This window comes from Streptomyces sp. NBC_01520 (assembly GCF_045040375.1).
Lineage (GTDB): Bacteria > Actinomycetota > Actinomycetes > Streptomycetales > Streptomycetaceae > Streptomyces.
In genome coordinates this window covers 6,464,372-6,480,638 of the sequence record NZ_CP109404.1, presented here as the reverse complement: position 1 = coordinate 6,480,638, position 16,267 = coordinate 6,464,372, and the positions used below count along the sequence as shown (strand labels likewise).

Genomic DNA, 16,267 nt, shown 5'->3' with positions numbered 1-16,267 from the left:
CTAAGTGAAGGCAGGCGTCGCGGCAGGCAGTGTGCTTTCCAAAAGGGTTGAATCCCCCATCTCACTGAGAACGAGGGCCAGCGCGCCCAGCACCTCCGCCCGGCCGCCGAGCGCGCCGGGCAGCACGGAGAGCTGTCGCGCCGCGCTGGGGATGGCGTACCGCGAGACGGAGTCACGGATGGGCCCGAGCACCAGCTCCCCGGCCTCCGCGAGGGATCCGCCGAGGACCACCCTGCTGGGGTTGAGCAGGTTGCAGAGGTTGGCCACCCCGCTGCCGATGTGCCGGCCCACGTCCCCGATGACCCTGCGGCAGCCCGGATCGCCCTCGCGGGCCAGCTGGACCACCCGCTCCATCGTGAGATCGGGCCCATGGCTGGGCTGCAGCAGGGGCAGGACGTACCGGGCGGCCGTGAAGGTCTCCAGGCAGCCGCGGTTGCCGCAGCGGCAGACAGGGCCCGACTCGTCGAGCGTGATGTGCCCGATCTCACCGGCCGTACCGCCGGGTCCGCGGTAGATGTTCCCCTCGATCACCAGACCGGCGCCGACACCGCTGGCGACCTTGATGTACGCGAGGTCCCTGACCCCGCGGCCGCTGCCCCACACGAGCTCGCCCAGCGCCCCGAGGTTGGCGTCGTTGTCCACGTACACGGGCACACCGAGGCGCCCTGCGAGCTCCTGGCTGGGATTGATCCCCGTCCAGCCCGGCAGGATCGAGGTGGAGCCCAGCGTGCCGGACTCGACGTCGATCGGTCCCGGTACGCCCAGGCCCACGCCGATCACCTTCTCGGGACTTATCCCGGTGGTCTCGACCAAGCGGTTGACCAGCTGTTCCGCCCGGCCGAAGCCCTGCGCCGACGAGGCGTCGACGTCCAGCGGCTCCGATTCCTCGGCCAGCACCTGATGGGCCAGGTTGCCGATGGCCACCCGAAGGTGAGTATGTCCGAAATCAACCCCTATGACAATGCCTGCGTCCCCGCTCAGGGAGACGCTCCGCGCACGGCGCCCGCCCGCCGAGGTGGGGGTCACCTCGACCGTGCCGCCGTCCTTCAATTCGCGAACGATGTTGGAGACAGTGGCTGCGGAGAGGCCGGTGCTTCTGGCGATCTCGGCCTGGGTCAGTGCCCCAGCCATCCTCACGGCACGTACGACCCGCTCAAGGTTGGCCCTGTGCAGAGATGTCTGCGACCCCGGAGTCTCCATCGACTCTCTCACTCCTGCCGGTTTCTCTAACATGTGAACCCTAAGCTGAGCGTTTTGGGGTGCCCCCCGTCAAGACCTTGAGCAGTCAGAGCCTCTGATGAGCACGACCCTCCGCTTCCGGGCCGGAACACTGCCGAAGCCCTCCCTCTGTCTGGAACTCTCGAACGAGCACGCGGCACACAGGCAGGAACCCGGGCGCAACGGACGACCGGACGGGGTGCCGGGGGACGGGCCGCCCGACAGCCGGACGGCGGACAGCACTCTGCCCGATCATGGAGAAGTACCGCTCCGCATTTCCGGGACAACTGACAAGGCTCCGACGCATGTTGGTGACTGACTCCTCCGACGGCCTCTCCATCGGTCTCGTGTCCTGCTGACGCCGCTGGGCATCGGCCTCACCCTGTGGGCGGCCGTCCGCGGCCTGCGGGGCTGCTGCGCGGCCGGCGGGACGCGCACACCGCCGTCCGGGGCGCCGCAGCAGCCGCGTGGGCCTGCGCGTTCGGCTTCTGCACCTGGGGCCTGCTCCATTTCGTGACCCTGGACGAGAGCCGTCAGGCGCAGGCCTGTCAGGAGCGGCCGGGCACGGAGCTCGCCGGATCCGTCAGCGGGTCCGCGTACGCGTTCCTCCCCCTGGAATTCCGGTGCCGCCTCACCGACGGGCGGACGTACGAGGCCGTCGTGCCCGGGTACGTGAACCCCGCAGCGGGGCTCTTCGGCGGGACCGCCGCCGCGCTGGCCTGGGCCGCACGCCCGAAGTACTGGATCGACGTGAGGCAGGGCCGACCCCGAGGCCATGAGCCCGACGATCAGCTTTCGCCGCCCGCTCCCTTGCGCTGCCTCAGGTGGAGGAGGCCTGTCACGAGGCCGCAGACGAGTGCGAGCAGCAGCAGGACGGCAAGGGCAGGGTTGACGTAGCCGGGGATGAGGACTGCGAAGTCACGGCCGTCCGAGACCTCGCACACGAGCCGCAGCGGGACGAAGTCGCCCCTGCGCCCGACCAGGCCCGGGGTCCCCCCGGGGCGGTTCCGCTCGCACTCCTGCGCCTGCTCCTGGTCCTCGGCGAACAGGACGTGGAGGCAGCCCCACAGATAGAGGGCGAGCGTCGCGCCGGCCGCCGCCAGGGACAGGTCCCGCCACACGGCAGGAGGGGTGCGGCTTCGTCGCGCCCGCCGCGAGAGCCGGGAGCAGAGGTACCCGGCGAGGCCGAACAGGGCGGGCACTCCGGCGAGCAGGACCGTGAACAGCGTCGCGAAGTCGTGCCCCTGCCAGGGGTCGGATGCGGTGATCACGAAACCTCAGGGTTCCGGGGCGCCACGCCCCCGCCACCCCGGGCGCATGCGGAGGACCGCGCCCTCACGGGCACGGTCCTCCGTCGTCGGCGGCCTGCCGGGGCTATTTGAGCGCCCCGGCCGTCAGACCGGCGACCACCTGGCGCTGGAAGACGATGTAGGCCAGGAGCACCGGCAGCATCGCCATGACCAGTCCGGCGAAGAGGCCGGACCAGTCCCCCTTGTACCCCTGGCTGGTGGCCAGTTCGACCAGGCCCTGGGAGAGCACCTTGCCGTCCGGGTCGGTGTTGAGCACCGTCGGCAGCATGTACTGGTTCCACTGGCCGAGGAAGTTGAAGATCCCGACGCTGATCAGGCCGGGCTTCGCCATCGGGAGCATCACCTGGAAGAACGTCCTGGTGTGCGAGGCCCCGTCGAGCATGGCCGCTTCCGCGATCGAGGTCGGCAGTGTCCTGAAGAAGGAGGTGAGGAAGAAGACGGTGAACGGCAGCGAGTACGCGATGTACACCAGGATCAGCCCGTGCACCGAGTTGAGCAGCCCCATGTTGTTCATGACGAAGAACAGCGGGACCAGCGCCAGGATGATCGGGAAGCTCATCCCGCCGATGAAGAGGAAGTAGATGAAGCGGTTCCCGGGGAAGTCGAACCGCGCCAGCACGTACGCCGCCATCGAGCCGAGCAGCAGGGTCCCGATGAGCGAACCGCCGACCACCAGGATGGTGTTGAAGAAGTAGTCGCTCATGTGGGCCTGGGTCCAGGCCCGTGACCAGTTCTCGAAGTGGAGCTTGTCCGGCAGCGCCCACGGCGTCGACAGGATCGAGTCGTCGGTCTTGAAGGAGGCCATCACCGCCCAGAGCAGCGGCATGACGACGAGCACCGCCCAGATGACCAGGACGCCGTGCGAGAAGACGTTGAGGACCTTGCCCTCGCTGCTCTTCGCCGGCTCGCCGCCCGGACCGTCCGTCTTCGCCACCGGCGAGCGCCGGGCCACAACGGCGGGAGGAGTCTCAGTGACCTTCACGTGTGTTCACCTCGTACAGCTGTCGAGCCGGCCTCCGGGACCGAGCTGATGTGCGTGCTCCCGGTGTCCCGGTCGCCGTACCCCGCAACGGCCGGCATCAGTACTCCAGCCGATCGCGCCGGCCCAGCCGCATCACGACGGCCGCGAAGAGCATCGTGACGATCAGCAGCCCGACACCGATCGTGGTCGCGTATCCGGCCTGGGCGTCGCGGAAGGCCGTCTGGTAGACGTACAGCGGCAGGACGGTGGTGGAGTAGTCGGGACCGCCCGGACCCACCGTCATGACCTGTACGGCGGTGAAGGCCTCCACGCCGAGCGCCAGGATGCCCATGTAGACCCAGCCGGACTGCACCGTGTCCCAGAGCAGCGGCAGCGTGATCTTGAAGAACGTCGTGATGCGGCTGGCACCGTCGAGCAGTGCCGCCTCGTAGAAGTCCTTCGGGATGGACGCCATTCCGGCGGAGAAGAGGACGACGAAGAACCCGACCGTCGACCAGATCAGCACCACCATCACGCAGTAGAGCGCGAGGTCGGGGTCGCCGAGCCAGTCCGGCTGGAGGCTGTTGAGGCCGACCGCCTTCAGCGTCGAATTCAGCATTCCCGACGTCGGGTTGAACGCGAACTGGAAGAGCAGGGCCACGATCACGATCGACAGGACCTGCGGGAAGAAGTACGCGATCTTGTAGAACGAGGAGCCCCGCACGCCGGCGATCGCGGCGTTCCTACGCCGACGACCGCCGACATTGAGCATGAAGGCGAAGAAGAGCGCCAGGCCGAGCGTCACCAGCGGCAGCAGCAGCACGAGCAGCACACTGTGCTGCAGCGACTTCCAGAAGATGTCGTCGTCGAGCATCCGGCTGTAGTTGTCGAAGCCGACCATCTGGAAGTCCGGACTCAAGCCGGTCCAGTCCGTGAACGAGTAGTAGATGGACTGGGCGAAGGGCCAGATGACGAAGATGGCGTACAACGCCAGTGGGGCTACCAGGAACCCCACGATGAACCGGTACTTGCCGTGCTGCATCGTTTACCGACCCCGATCTCTGAGCGGGTGCCGCCGCTGGTGACGGTTGCTCACTGGTGCTTGTAGTGCTTGATGGACTGGTCCTTGGCTGCCGCGTCCGCGAAGCCCTGGATCTTCTTGATGGTCTCCGCCGGGGTCGCGCGGCCGGCCATCATCTCGCCGATGCCGGCGATACCGATCTGCTCCTTCTGCAGCTTCACGTACCAGTCCTGGAGCCGCGGGTTCACCACGTTGTCGCCGGCCGTCTTCAGCACGTCGACACCGGACTGCATGGCGGTGGACAGGGTCAGCCCGTCGGTGCCGCCGTTGAAGGCGCTGAGCGACTTGACCTGCTTGGTGAAGTTCTTGGAGGACTCCTCGGAGAGCATGATGCGCAGCTGCTCCATGGCGCCCTCGGGGTTCTTCGCCTTGGACGGGACGATGAAGGGCTCGCCGCCGGAGGCCCAGATGGTGCCGTAGGGCAGCTTGTCGGAGGCGTCCAGGCTGGACGGCGCCCCGACCATCATCTTGAAGTCCTCGGGCGTGGTCGGCGCGGCCTCGTTCTCCACCCACGAGCCGTTCGGGATGAACAGGGCCTTGCCCTTGGTCCACTGGGTCTGCGACTCGATGTGGGTCAGACCGGGGGTGCCCTTGAGGACGTAGCCCTTCTGGAACAGCTCGTAGTACGCCTCGAACGCGGCCTTGACGGCCGGGTCCTTCCAGGCGTTCGGCTCCAGGTTGTCGATCTTGTCGAGGACCTCACGGCCGCCGATCTTGCCGATGAAGGGGTACAGCGAGAACGGCAGGTAGTACGGGTACTTGCCGGGGTACGTCCAGCCGGCTATGCCCTTCTTCTTCGCCTTCGCGCAGAGGGCGAGCATGTCGTCCCACGTCTCGGGGTACGCCGAGTCGAGCTTCTCCAGGTTCGTCTGCGAGTACCAGACGCCGTAGACCGTGTACGCGTAGTACATGATCCAGACCGGGTCGCCGTCGAACTGGCCCATCTCCAGGACACCGGGGCGCAGCGTGTCTCGGACCTTCTTGGCCGGGTCGTCGTAGGACGGGGCGTCCATCAGCGGCGTCAGGTCGAGCAGCTGCTTCTTGCCGACGAGGACACCCATGTCCATCTGCTCGGCGCCCGAGTTGTCGATCAGGTCCGGCGGGGTACCGCCGTTGAACCGCGGCTGCAGCTGGGACTGGATCTTCTGGGTCGCCGCGTGCTTGACCTTCGGAGCCTTGGGGAAGGCCTCGTTGTACTTCTTCTCCGCGTCGATGGCGTACTGCTCGCCGAAGCCACCGTTGAAGATGACGACCTCGAGGGCTGCGGTCTCGTTGACGCCGAGCGGGTTCTTCGCGGACGTCTTGCCCTTGGTGACCTTCTCGTCGCTCCCGCTGTCGCCGCTCGCGCAGGCCGAAAGGAAGCTCATCGTCGGAACAGCGATCAGGCCGAGTGCGGCAGAACGCTTGATCACATCGCGACGGCCAAGGCCCTCATTCTTGTGGGCGGAGGTGGATCCCATGCTCAAGTCCTCGCCTTCTCCAGGACTCAGGCGGTGTACCGGTCACCCGTCGTGAATTCGCCTCAGGCGAAGGGCCCCGCCACCGCGGTCAGTTGCGCTTGGGTCGTGCAGATTGCCGGTTTTCCAGGTGCAGTGGGGGAGTTTCGGAAGACCGTACAGGGAGATGCCTCGGGCACCCCACAAAACGTTCCACCGTCCCCCATGTCCGCGGGCCGTGTGGAACGGCCTGTGCAGACGCCGACAGGTATAGTCCACTTGCCGCCAAGTGAGCAAGATCGAATGCAGGGTTGAGCGGCAGTCTTTCCCGAGTTGAGACCTCACCGACTCCTCGGCACCGCGCGCCCTGACACCGGAACGCTCATTTCCGGATTACGGTCGATCCGCGCATGCGACTGCGCGCAACACCCTTGACACATCCGAGCACTTGGCTCCCTACTGGAACACGTATCCCCCAATGACAACGTTGTCCATGTACGCCCCCCGGGAGGAACGACTCCGTATGCAGCCCCTGCGTGGTCTTCAGCAAGGCTCTCGAAAGAGACAAAGCCACTCCGCCGCGGTGATCGCGGCCTCGCTCGTCCTGGTCGCGGCGGCCCCCACCGCGGCCTTCGCGCAACCGTCCGGACCCCTACAGAAGCCCTCCGGGGAAACATCGTTCAGCTCCTCCTTCGAGGACGACGAAAAGCAGCCGGACTGGCGTAATACCGTCGAAGAGGGTCAGGACGGAAAGAAGAGGGCATCGGGCATCGACGGCGGTTTCTCCGCCGGAATACCGGGCAATGTCACCGATCAGGTCACCGAAGTCCGTGCGAGCGGCGAGAACACCGGCGGCGGCGAGGTCAAGGAGAACCTGGTCGATGTCGAGTCCGGCACCAAGTGGCTGGCTTTCACGTCCTCCGGCTGGGCCGAATTCGATCTTGTGGAACCCGTCAAGGTCGTGACATACGCGCTCACTTCCGCAAATGACCACGCCGAGCGCGACCCCAGGGACTGGACCCTGAAGGGTTCCGCCGACGGAAAGACCTGGACGGATCTGGACACCCGGACCGACCAGACCTTCTCCGAGCGTTTCCAGACCAAGTCGTATGATTTCACCGCCGAAACGGCCTATCAGCACTTCCGGCTGGAGATCACGAAGAACAACGGCGCGTCGGACGCGATCCAGCTCGCCGACGTCCAGTTCTCCGACGGCGACACCACCACCCCCGCGCCCGCCGACATGCGCAGCCTGGTCGACCGCGGCCCGTCCGGCTCCCCCACCGCCAAGTCGGGTGCGGGGTTCACCGGGAAGAAGGCCCTGCGGTACGCGGGCACGCACAAGCCGGACGGCCACGCGTACTCGTACAACAAGGTCTTCGACGTCGACACCGCCGTCACCGAGGACACGCGGCTCTCGTACCTGGTCTATCCCCAGATGACCGAGACGGACCTCGACTACCCGGCGACCCATGTCGCCGTGGACCTGGCCTTCACCGACGGCACCTACCTGAGCGGGCTGAAGGCCACCGACAGCCACGGCGGGCTGCTGACCCCGCAGGGCCAGGCCGACGCCAAGCGGCTGTACGTGAACCAGTGGAACAGCGTCGCCTCGCGCATCGGCACGGTCGCGGCCGGCAAGACCGTCGACCGGATCCTGGTGGCCTACGACTCCCCCAAGGGCCCCTCGAAGTTCCAGGGCTGGATCGACGACATCACGATCGCCCCGAAGGCTCCGGAGAAGCGCAAGGCGCACCTTTCGGACTACGCCTCGACGGTCCGCGGCACCAACTCCAGCGGCGGCTTCTCGCGCGGCAACAACTTTCCGGCCACCGCCGTCCCGCACGGCTTCAACTTCTGGACGCCGGTGACCAACGCCGGCTCCACGAGCTGGCTGTACGACTACTCGCGCGGCAACAACGCGGACAACCTGCCGACGCTGCAGGCCTTCAGCGCCAGTCATGAGCCGAGCCCCTGGATGGGTGACCGCCAGACCTTCCAGATGATGCCGTCGGCGGCCTCCGGCACCCCGGACGCCTCCCGCACGGCGCGCGCGCTGCCGTTCCGCCACGAGAACGAGACGGCGACCCCGCACTACTACGGGGTGACGTTCGAGAACGGCCTCAAGGCCGAGATGACGCCCACCGACCACGCGGCGCGCATGCGGTTCACCTACCCCGGTGACGACGCGATCCTCGTCTTCGACAACGTCTCCAACGACGGCGGTCTCACCCTCGACCCGGAGACCGCTTCCTTCACCGGCTACTCCGACGTGAAGAGCGGCGGCTCCACCGGGGCCACCCGGCTCTTCGTGTACGGCTCCTTCGACGCACCGGTCACCGACAGCGGCAGGCTGAAGGGCGGCGGCGGCGACGACGTGACGGGCTTCTTCCGCTTCGACGCGGGCAAGGACCGTACGGTCGGCCTGCGCCTGGCCACCTCGCTCATCAGCGTCGACCAGGCGAAGAAGAACCTCGCCGTGGAACTGCCGGCGAAGACCTCCTTCGACAAGGTGAGGAGGAACGCGCAGAAGGCCTGGGACGAGATCCTCGGCAAGGTCGAGGTCGAGGGCGCCGACGCCGACCGGCTGACCACGCTCTACTCCAGCCTCTACCGGCTCTACCTCTACCCGAACTCGGGCTTCGAGCAGGTCGACGGGAAGAGCACCTACGCGAGCCCCTTCTCGCCGCAGACCGGCGCGGACACCCCGACGCACACCGGTGCGAAGATCGTCCAGGGTGAGGTGTACGTCAACAACGGCTTCTGGGACACCTACCGGACGACCTGGCCCGCGTACTCCTTCCTCACCCCGAAGCAGGCCGGCAAGATGGTCGACGGCTTCGTCCAGCAGTACAAGGACGGCGGCTGGATCTCCCGCTGGTCCTCCCCCGGCTACTCCGACCTGATGACGGGCACGAGCTCGGACGTGGCCTTCGCGGACGCGTACGTCAAGGGCGTGGACTTCGACGCGGAGGCGGCGTACGACGCGGCCGTCAAGAACGCCACGGTGGCCCCGCCGTCCTCGGGTGTCGGCCGCAAGGGCATGGTGACCTCGGTCTTCACCGGATACGCCGACACCTCGACGCACGAGGGCCTTTCCTGGTCGCTGGAGGGCTACCTCAACGACTACGGCATCGCGCAGATGGGCAGGGCGCTCTACGCGAAGACGAAGAAGGCGCGCTACAAGGAGGAGTCCGCGTACTTCCTCAACCGCGCCCAGAACTACGTCAAGCTCTTCGACGACAAGGCCGGTTTCTTCCAGGGGAAGAAGGCGAACGGCGACTGGCGCCTGCCCTCGGACCAGTACGACCCGCGGGTCTGGGGCTACGACTACACCGAGACCAACGGCTGGGGCTACGCCTTCACCGCCCCGCAGGACAGCCGTGGCCTGGCCAATCTGTACGGCGGCCGCGACGGTCTCGGCGAGAAGCTGGACACGTACTTCTCGACCCCCGAGACCGCCGGACCCGAGTTCGTCGGTTCGTACGGCGGCGTCATCCACGAGATGACCGAGGCGCGTGACGTGCGGATGGGCCAGTACGGCCACAGCAACCAGGTCGCGCACCACGCCACGTACATGTACGACGCGGCCTCGCAGCCCTGGAAGACACAGGAGAAGGTCCGCGAGGTCCTCGGCCGGCTGTACACGGGCAGCGAGATCGGCCAGGGTTACCACGGCGACGAGGACAACGGCGAGCAGTCGGCCTGGTTCCTCTTCTCCTCGCTCGGCTTCTACCCGCTGGTCATGGGCAGTGGCGAGTACGCGATCGGCTCGCCGCTCTTCACGAAGACGACCGTGCACCTGGAGAACGGCCGCGAGCTGGTCGTCAAGGCTCCGAAGAACAGCGCGAAGAACATCTACGTCCAGGGCCTGAAGGTCAACGGCAGGAAATGGACGTCCACTTCGCTGCCGCACGACCTGCTGGCCAAGGGCGGCGTGCTGGAGTTCGACATGGGCTCCAGGCCCTCGTCGTGGGGCACGGGCAAGAACGCGGCCCCGGTCTCCATCGCCCAGGACGACAAGGTGCCCGCCCCGAAGGGCGACGTGCTCAAGGGCGACGGCGCGCTGTACGACAACACCTCGGCCACCTCGGCCGCCGTCGAGTCGGTGGACCTGCCGGTGGCTTCGGCCACGAAGGCAGTCCAGTACACCCTGACCTCGTCCGCGGCGGCGAAGGCCCCGACGGGCTGGGTGCTCCAGGGCTCCTCGGACGGCACCACCTGGAAGGATCTCGACAAGCGGTCCGGCCAGACGTTCGCCTGGGACAAGCAGACCCGGGTGTTCTCGGTGGGCGCGCCGGGCTCGTACGCGAAGTACCGGCTGGTGAGCACGGCGGCGGCGACGCTGGCGGAGATCGAGCTGATCTCCTGATCACCTGACCGGAGTTACGGGGCCGGGGGCGGCCACCCGCGTGCGCGGGTGGCCGCCCGAGCGCGCAGGCGGACAGGAGCACCGGGAAGAGCACCGCCGAGATCTACGACACGCCGTCCGGCGCGGTGCCCGCGGGCGGCGGCGGCGTCCCGGACACGGAGAGCGTCAGCTCCGGGAGTGAGTCGGACATCGGGGCGGCCTCGGCCGCGTTGGTGGCCGGCGCGGCCGGAATCGCCGGGCTGATCATGGTGCGCCGATCCGCACGCCGCCGCGACAAGGTGAAGACCTGCACGAAGGAGAAGTTCCCGGACGAAAAGGTGTACGGGGCCACCGGCCGTCCGGAGCTCAGGCTCCTGACGTGCGGCGGACGCTTCGGCAAGAAGGGCGGCTGCTCGGCCAACGTCGTCGTCTTCGCCCATCTCACGTCGATCAGGAAGAAGGCGGCCTGATCCACGGCACGCCGCACGGAACCGGCCGGTGCCTCGGGGGCGAGGTACCGGCCGTTCGTGCTGCCGGGCGCCTGAACGCCTGACCGAGAAATGCGTACCGGCCCTTCCCACGACCGATGAGTTCGCACGCGGCCGGCGGTCTATCAGTCAGAGTTCGCGTACGGCAGCCGCGCGAACGGCCGAAACCGGCCGCCGGCGGACCTGCCGGGAACCAGAACACGAGATATCGGGAGATCTTCGATGCGCACCCTGATCAGCACCGCCTTCGTCTCGCTCGACGGCGTCATGGAGGCCCCCGGCGGCGAACCGGGGTACCGGAACTCCGGCTGGACCTTCAAGGACGTGGAGTTCCTCCCCGAGGCGTTCGAGATCAAGGGCCGGGAGCAGCAGGAGGCCACCGCGATGCTGCTGGGCCGGGCCAGCTACGAGGCGTTCAGCCCGGTCTGGCCGGGCATGGCGGACTTCGCCGAGTACAAGGACATGCCGAAGTACGTCATCTCCACCACCCTCACCGAGGACGCCCTGGTGTCGGACTGGGGCCCGACGACGATCCTGCGGTCGCTCGACGAGGTCGCCGCACTGAAGGAGACCGACGGCGGCCCGATCATCGTCCACGGCAGCACGTCCCTCAACCGGGCCCTCTCGGACGCCGGACTGATCGACCGTTACCACCTGCTCGTCTTCCCGCTCCTGCTCGGCGCGGGCAAGCGGCTGTTCAGCGACACGGACAAGGACACGCAGAAGCTGAAGCTCGTCGAGCACGAGGCGTACGCCAACGGCCTGCAGAAGAACGTCTTCGACGTCGTCCGCTGACCCCGTTTGCGCCGCCCTGCCGTGCCACGGAGCGGAACGTGCCCTGGAGCGTCCGTCGGCGCCCCTCCCCCTCACGTCGCCGAGGAAGGCCTCCCGCCCGGCGCACCCGCTGCGGACAGCACGCCGTGGCGGTCGGCACCCCGGGGCAGGGTGCCGACCGCTTCGTTCACCCCACGACGCAGTCGAGCGCCAGTGCGGGGTCCGGGGCGCCGCCCGCGGTGACGTAACCGAAGTTCGTCGATTCACCGGGGTCCAGCGAACCGTTCCAATCCGCGTTGTGGACCATCACCTCCTGCCCCTGCGTCGTCATCGCGCCGCTCCAGAGACTGGCCACGCTCTGTCCGGCGGGCTGCGTCCAGTCCACCATCCAGCCGAGCATGGGCACGGTTCCGGTGTTGGTGACGGTCACCTCGGACTGATAGCCGCCGTTCCAGCTGCCGGTGGTGCTCCGGGTGGCGGTGCAGGCTCCGGGCGGGGGTTCGGTCGGCGTGGTGGAGCCCTCCTTGACCCCGGTCACCTCGCCGTTCCCTCCGTCGAAGACCACGTCGGAGCAGGAGTAGAAGGTCTCCTGGCTGTCCGAGCGCTGCCAGACCATGTAGATGAGGTGGCGGCCGTCCTTGCCGTCGGGCAGGGCCCCGCTCCACCGGTAGTCGGCCTCGACGGTGCCCGGCGAGCCGTTCAGCGCCGGGTGGTCGACGGAGAGGAAGGGGGCTTCCTCCATGTCGTCCCAGGTGAGCGTCTGCGTCGGGTCGAAGCCGTCCTTCGTGATGTAGACGTAGAACCAACCCGGGTGCGCGGCCCAGGCGTTGTACGAGAAGTCGATGGTCGCGCCCTCGGTCAGGTGGGTCAGCGGCCAGTCGTTCCGTGCCTGGTTGAAGCCGGTGAAGTTGGTGTTGCCGCCACTGCACAGCTCCCCGTCGGGCACGAAGCCCCGCGTACGGCCCGCCCCGTCGGAGCGGAGCACGGAGAACCAGTTGTAGAAGGGCGTGGTCCCGCTCTGCTGCGCGGCGGCCTTGCACGCGGGGTTGACGGGCTTGATCTCACCGGTCTCGGTGAGCCCGTCCTGCCAGCACAGGAAGGTGCGGCTGGCGGGCTTCATGGGCGTACCGTGCGCCTGGGCCTTGTCCCCCGTGGTGACGACGAGGCCAAGGGCGGGGATGGTCGTGAGGATCGCCAGCAGGGTGAGGAGCACAGCTCTTCGCCCGGTGCCGGCCAGTAATCGGTGCCTGATCAGATGGATCACGATGTACGTCCCTTCGCTGCGGGGGGCCCGGTGGGGGCCGGGGCGGTGCGATATTGGGAGCGCTCCCACTCGTACGTACTGCGGGAGGCTAGCGCTCGGCCGAAACCGTGTAAACGCTTCGCGCAGCACGGGTTCGCGCTTACCCGTCCGGGTGACGCGGCCGGATCCACGCATACGGGGGCGGGGTAACCCGCTACGTTCCGCACCATGCCACAGCCCAAGGACCTCGACCCGTACGCGAACCCGCGCACGTTCTACGGCTCGGAGCTGCGCCGCCTGCGGGAGGCGGCGGGGCTGTCGCAGAACCAGTTGGGCGAGCGGGTGTTCTGCTCCGGCACGTACATCGGCCTGTTCGAGGCGGCGGAGCGGAGGCCGCAGGTGGAGCTGTCCCGCGCGCTGGACGAACTGCTGGGCAGCGGCGAACACTTGCAGCGGCTGTGCCGGCTGGCACGGACGTCGAAGGTGGCGGGGTACTTCGCGGATGCGGCGGAGCTGGAGACCCGGGCCGCCAGCATCTGTGAGTACGCTCCGATGCTGGTGCCAGGGGTACTTCAGACGCGCGAGTACGCGGAATCGTTGCTCAGGTCGGCAAGGCGAGCCTCCGAGAACGTGCTGCAACAGCAGGTCGACGCACGTCTGGCGCGTGCCGAACTGCTGGCAGGCGGTACGTGCACGGCCTTCTGGGCCATCCTCCATGAGGCCGCCCTACAGGTGCCGATCGGTGGCACGACAATCATGCGCGAGCAACTGGCCCACCTCATCGAGACCGCTCGCACCCATCAGCACGTGGTTCTTCAGGTCCTGCCGTTTTCAGCCGGAGCTCACCCCTTCCTCAACACCATGATCTCCATCATGGATTTCCCCGACGCCCCCGCGGTCGTCTATACGGAGGGCGTCTATACCGGGCAACTCATCGATGAGCCCACGCTGGTGGCCGACCACCGGTCGGCCTATGATCTGGCCAGGGCCCTCGCTCTGTCGCCAGAGGCGTCCCTGGACCTGATCGCCTCCACCGCGAAGGACCACTCACCCCATGAGCAGTGCACGTGACCTGACGGTGAACAAGTGGCGTAAGTCGTCCTACAGCAACGCGGACGGCGGCAGCTGCGTCGAGGTGGCCGACGGTCTCCCCGGCCTCATCCCCATCCGCGACAGCAAGGTCCCCGACGGCCCCGCGCTCACCTTCACCACCACCCCCTGGACCCCGTTCGTCGACGCCCTCAGGCGCGGCGACCTCTGACTCGCCTCGCTCGCTCCCGGCTCCACGCATCGTGACCGCCCGTCGGACACGACCTCACACGTGACGGGGCGTGAGCGCCGCTACGTCGTTCCGCCGGTGTCCGCGACCATGCGAACGAGGGTGCCGACGAGTTCGTCCGCGGTGGTGAGCCACCTGTCCGCGGCCAGGTGGCCGCTGAGCTCCATGCCCGCGATGCCGTGGGCGCCGGTGAGCAGCAAGGCGCCGTAGTGCCGCGCGTTCCGCTCCCCCACCAACGCGGCGACGATGGCCACGAACTCGTCCTGGAAGCGTTCGGCCGCGCGGACGGCCGCGGCCGGGTCACCCACCGGTCCGCACAGCCGGCGCAGGACGCGTCCTTCCCCGCCCGGTCCGCGCCGCCTGAACAACAGCTGGTACAAGGTGCGGCCGGTCGCGGCCGACGCCGGGCGAACAACGCGTTGATGGCGTCGGGCACCGATACGGGCCTGGCCGCCGACGCCGCCGCCCTGGCCATCGCGAAGGCCGTGACGACCCGCAGGCCACGCACCCGCTGCACGGCGGGCCGGGATGCCGCCCTGATCATGCGCCTGGGCCCGCTGCTGCCCGACCGCACGCTCGATCGCATCCTCGGCGCCGATCTGCGCCGCCACTACCCGAAGGGAGCCACCGCCGCCGCTTCCCCGGACCGCCGGGTGGAAGAAGCCCGGTCCCAGGACCTGTCGGGTTCTCCGGTTCCACAGCATGCGCGCCCGCGTACGAGCGGGCGTGAACAGGCTGTTTCGTACCCGGGGGAGTGATCTCTCCGGATTTGGGTGGGCTGTCGGCGCGCGCCTCGTAACGATGGCGGTTCGGCATGATCGCCGCGACACGAAGGAGACGTAGAAGCATGTCCAAGCCTGTCGTCAACATCTGGGGCACCCCTGAAGGAGCTGCGCCCGCAGCCGCGCAAGCCGCCCCCTGGGACACGAAGTGGGATCTCCGGGGCGGGACCGCCTGGGTCTTCTACAGTTCGTCCGGCCGGACGAACGTGAGGCGGCCGGTGATCCTCGCCGACGGCTTCGCCCCGGGAGGCAGCGACGGCGGCGCGCTGTACGAGGGCCTGGAGAACGGGGACTACCCGTTCGTGTCCACCCTGCGCGAGGCCGGCTTCGACGTGGTCCTGCTGGGCTTCGCCGACCGCACCGCATCCGTCCTCGACAACGCCGACGTCGCGATCGAGTGCATCAGGAGGACGATCGCCGACCGCGAGGGCGAGGCCCCGCTCACGGTGGGCGGCTTCAGCATGGGCGGACTGGTCACCCGCTACGCCCTGGCCAAGATGGAACGGCAGAAGGAGCGGCACGAGACCGCCACCTACCTCTCCTACGACACCCCGCACCGCGGCGCGTGGCTGCCCCTGGGAGTCCAGGCCTTCGCCCACTACGTGAAGGAACACTGGGGAGGCCCCCTCACGCCGCTCTACAACTCCTTCTCCAACCTGGTCAACAGCCCTGCCGCGCGCCAGATGCTGCGCTGGCACCTCGACACCGCCACCGGGACCACCCTCGACGTCGCCGACGGCCGGCACCAGGACCGCACCGACTTCCTCGACGCACTGGAGAGGATGGGCGACTGGCCCCAGATCCCCCGTCTGCTCGGCGTCGCCAACGGCACCGGCACCGGCGCCGGGAACGACATCCCCGCCGCCGTCACCGCGATGGCCTCCTACGGACCCGAGCTGATCGGCCGGCTCGACACCCAGGCCGGGGGCTCGCAGACCGTCGCCCGGATGGACAAGCCCGGCCAGGAACCGACCGAGATCCGCACCACCGGCTTCCCCGAACTCGACGGCGCCCCCGGCGGCCTCTTCCCCCAGGCCCCCGCCCTCGGCGACGCCGCCAACTTCGGCATCGCCGCCATGCTCGCCGGCCGCGTCAACAGGACCGAGGCAGAACTCACCTACAACGCCTCCACCTTCGTACCCACCATCAGCGCCGTCGCGTCGGCCGACATCAACGACCACGACGCGCTCTACGCCAAGATCGACCCCGAGCGCAGCGACCTCCACGACTTCCTCTGTGCCACCACCAACGAAGGCCACACCACCATGACCCGCGAACTCGGCGAGTGGATCGTGACCAAGCTCAAGGAAGCGTGACCACCGGCAGGCCCTCGGCAGGAGCGAT

The 16,267-nt window shown here is 68.2% G+C and carries 13 protein-coding genes and 1 pseudogene; 7 read left to right on the top strand and 7 right to left on the bottom strand.

The features are described from left to right. The 5 genes from OG524_RS29225 to ngcE form a co-directional block, all read right to left on the bottom strand. Window positions 1-1,200 (bottom strand): ROK family protein, encoded by a 1,200-nt coding sequence (locus OG524_RS29225; protein WP_405387724.1) that lies wholly within the window; start codon window positions 1,198-1,200, stop codon window positions 1-3. A gap of 806 nt (window positions 1,201-2,006) precedes the next feature. Then, window positions 2,007-2,489: a hypothetical protein gene (locus OG524_RS29220; protein WP_405387725.1), complete on the bottom strand. Its 483-nt coding sequence runs from the start codon at window positions 2,487-2,489 to the stop codon at window positions 2,007-2,009. 103 nt (window positions 2,490-2,592) lie between these two features. After that, entirely contained in the window at window positions 2,593-3,510 is a 918-nt protein-coding gene (locus OG524_RS29215; protein ID WP_405811964.1) for a carbohydrate ABC transporter permease, read from the bottom strand. A gap of 97 nt (window positions 3,511-3,607) precedes the next feature. Next, complete coding sequence (locus tag OG524_RS29210) at window positions 3,608-4,531, bottom strand: carbohydrate ABC transporter permease (RefSeq protein WP_405387727.1); 924 nt, start codon at window positions 4,529-4,531, stop codon at window positions 3,608-3,610. Between the two features lie 50 nt (window positions 4,532-4,581). Next, a complete protein-coding gene (ngcE, locus tag OG524_RS29205; RefSeq protein ID WP_405387728.1) occupies window positions 4,582-6,030 on the bottom strand; it encodes an N-acetylglucosamine/diacetylchitobiose ABC transporter substrate-binding protein in 1,449 nt (482 codons plus the stop codon). Between the two features lie 499 nt (window positions 6,031-6,529). On the opposite strand from ngcE, the gene OG524_RS29200 reads away from it, so the two are divergent. The 3 genes and pseudogenes from OG524_RS29200 to OG524_RS29190 all read left to right on the top strand — a co-directional run bounded on the left by OG524_RS29200 (window position 6,530) and on the right by OG524_RS29190 (window position 11,640). After that, on the top strand, window positions 6,530-10,378 hold the full coding sequence (locus OG524_RS29200) for a GH92 family glycosyl hydrolase (RefSeq protein ID WP_405811963.1): 3,849 nt from the start codon (window positions 6,530-6,532) through the stop codon (window positions 10,376-10,378). 272 nt (window positions 10,379-10,650) lie between these two features. Beyond that, window positions 10,651-10,827: pseudogene (locus OG524_RS29195) on the top strand (class F sortase); the annotation flags it as partial. Between the two features lie 240 nt (window positions 10,828-11,067). Further along, a complete protein-coding gene (locus OG524_RS29190; RefSeq protein ID WP_405387730.1) occupies window positions 11,068-11,640 on the top strand; it encodes a dihydrofolate reductase family protein in 573 nt (190 codons plus the stop codon). A 166-nt stretch (window positions 11,641-11,806) separates the two neighbouring features. Here OG524_RS29190 and OG524_RS29185 read toward each other — a convergent pair whose 3' ends face one another. Beyond that, window positions 11,807-12,883 carry a lytic polysaccharide monooxygenase gene (locus OG524_RS29185; RefSeq protein WP_405387731.1) on the bottom strand — a complete coding sequence of 359 codons (1,077 nt, stop codon included), beginning with the start codon at window positions 12,881-12,883 and terminating at the stop codon, window positions 11,807-11,809. A gap of 207 nt (window positions 12,884-13,090) precedes the next feature. Between OG524_RS29185 and OG524_RS29180 the strand changes: the two genes are divergently transcribed. Next, a complete protein-coding gene (locus tag OG524_RS29180) occupies window positions 13,091-13,933 on the top strand; it encodes a Scr1 family TA system antitoxin-like transcriptional regulator (protein WP_405811962.1) in 843 nt (280 codons plus the stop codon). Further along, window positions 13,917-14,123, top strand: coding sequence for a DUF397 domain-containing protein (locus OG524_RS29175; protein WP_405811961.1), 207 nt, complete (start codon window positions 13,917-13,919; stop codon window positions 14,121-14,123). Before OG524_RS29180 ends, OG524_RS29175 begins: the two co-directional genes overlap by 17 nt. 80 nt (window positions 14,124-14,203) lie before the next feature. Here the strand turns inward: OG524_RS29175 and OG524_RS29170 are convergent, their stop codons facing one another. Beyond that, a complete protein-coding gene (locus tag OG524_RS29170) occupies window positions 14,204-14,521 on the bottom strand; it encodes a WHG domain-containing protein (protein WP_405387734.1) in 318 nt (105 codons plus the stop codon). A 42-nt stretch (window positions 14,522-14,563) separates the two neighbouring features. Here OG524_RS29170 and OG524_RS29165 point away from each other — a divergent pair, with 42 nt between their 5' ends. Both OG524_RS29165 and OG524_RS29160 read left to right on the top strand, forming a co-directional pair. Next, window positions 14,564-14,899, top strand: a complete 336-nt coding sequence (locus OG524_RS29165) for a hypothetical protein (RefSeq protein ID WP_405811960.1) — start codon at window positions 14,564-14,566, stop codon at window positions 14,897-14,899. A gap of 89 nt (window positions 14,900-14,988) precedes the next feature. Next, window positions 14,989-16,239 carry an esterase/lipase family protein gene (locus OG524_RS29160; RefSeq protein ID WP_405387736.1) on the top strand — a complete coding sequence of 417 codons (1,251 nt, stop codon included), beginning with the start codon at window positions 14,989-14,991 and terminating at the stop codon, window positions 16,237-16,239. The last annotated feature ends 28 nt before the right edge of the window (window positions 16,240-16,267 follow it).

What these genes read in the sequence shown, in the direction of transcription:
- OG524_RS29160 (WP_405387736.1), top strand. Translation starts at nt 14,989, where the DNA reads ATGTCCAAGCCTGTCGTCAACATCTGGGGCACCCCTGAAGGAGCTGCG.
- OG524_RS29225 (WP_405387724.1), bottom strand. Translation starts at nt 1,200, where the DNA reads ATGGAGACTCCGGGGTCGCAGACATCTCTGCACAGGGCCAACCTTGAG.
- OG524_RS29200 (WP_405811963.1), top strand. Translation starts at nt 6,530, where the DNA reads ATGCAGCCCCTGCGTGGTCTTCAGCAAGGCTCTCGAAAGAGACAAAGC.
- OG524_RS29165 (WP_405811960.1), top strand. Translation starts at nt 14,564, where the DNA reads ATGGCGTCGGGCACCGATACGGGCCTGGCCGCCGACGCCGCCGCCCTG.
- OG524_RS29210 (WP_405387727.1), bottom strand. Translation starts at nt 4,531, where the DNA reads ATGCAGCACGGCAAGTACCGGTTCATCGTGGGGTTCCTGGTAGCCCCA.
- OG524_RS29175 (WP_405811961.1), top strand. Translation starts at nt 13,917, where the DNA reads ATGAGCAGTGCACGTGACCTGACGGTGAACAAGTGGCGTAAGTCGTCC.
- OG524_RS29190 (WP_405387730.1), top strand. Translation starts at nt 11,068, where the DNA reads ATGCGCACCCTGATCAGCACCGCCTTCGTCTCGCTCGACGGCGTCATG.
- OG524_RS29180 (WP_405811962.1), top strand. Translation starts at nt 13,091, where the DNA reads ATGCCACAGCCCAAGGACCTCGACCCGTACGCGAACCCGCGCACGTTC.
- ngcE (WP_405387728.1), bottom strand. Translation starts at nt 6,030, where the DNA reads ATGGGATCCACCTCCGCCCACAAGAATGAGGGCCTTGGCCGTCGCGAT.